Here is a 1,018-nt window from a genome sequence, read left to right as displayed (position 1 = left end):
GATCCAGGGGTGAGTAGGCCGGAGGGATTTCACCTGCCGGCCTCTCGCAGAACGGTGCGTGAACCTCTCGATTCACACCGCTCCCATCAGGTAAACGTGTTCGTTCCGAACGCCTGCCAGTGTACGAAGAGGTCCCGCCTGTCTCGGGCAAGTTGCCGCAGGAACTGCGACGCCCGAGTCTTGTGGAACCGAAAGCGCTTGTACTTTCGCATGATCCAGGCCTTGAGCTTCCGATTGACATAGTCAGCCAGAGAGAACAGGGCCGAACGACTGAACCGCCCATAATAGGCAATCCATCCCCGGAGGAGCGGATTGATCTGTTTGGCGATTTCAGCCAGCGTCCCCGGCGTTTGCCGCGGAATGTTCAAGCTTTTGATCGTGGTCCGCATCGACTTGAGCGCCGTCGGACTGGCCGCTGGGGTATAGCCACAGAAGAACTCATTCCGCTGTGACGTCGCCACCTGTCGCGGCCGGAACTGGTATCCAAGGAAGTCAAATTTGACAGCCGGATACATCGCTCGGCGCCGATTATCCTTGCAGTAGACGATCTGGGTCTTGGTCGGATGCATCTCAAGTCCACATGCTGCCAGCCGGGCTTGAAGCTGGGCCTTGAGCGCCTCTGCTTCTTGCTCTGTTCGGCAGTGCACCAGACCATCGTCCGCATACCGACACCATGGAAGGTCCGGATGTGTCCGGGTCATCCAGACGTCGAACGCGTAATGCAGGAAGAGATTCGACAAGATCGGGCTAACCACGCCCCCTTGCGGGGTACCGCGCGTTCGCTCAATGACTTCTCCGTTCTTTTCCATAGGCGCGGCCAGCCATCTTTCGATGTAGAGCAGAGCCCAGTTGCATTTGACGTGCTTTCTGACCGCCTTCAGCAAGAGATCATGCGGAAGATTGTCAAACAGCCCTTTGATGTCGAATTCCAGAACCCAATCGTACTTCCAGCACCGCTGACGCGTCACCCCAACGGCATCAAGAGCCGATTTTCCCGGCCTGTACCCGTAGGAGTCCG

Annotated in this window: 1 protein-coding gene; it reads right to left on the bottom strand. The window is 57.7% G+C overall.

What is annotated here, in order from left to right; translation table 11 throughout:
- Positions 1-86: 86 nt before the first annotated feature.
- Positions 87-1,018, bottom strand: a 932-nt coding sequence (locus FHT70_RS30095) for a reverse transcriptase domain-containing protein (RefSeq protein WP_183706754.1), incomplete at its 5' end; no start/stop codon positions are given.

The organism is Rhizobium sp. BK049, assembly GCF_014193135.1.
GTDB lineage: Bacteria > Pseudomonadota > Alphaproteobacteria > Rhizobiales > Rhizobiaceae > Rhizobium.
The sequence above is the reverse complement of the archived record's forward strand: the minus strand, read 5'-3'. Positions and strand labels throughout refer to the sequence as shown.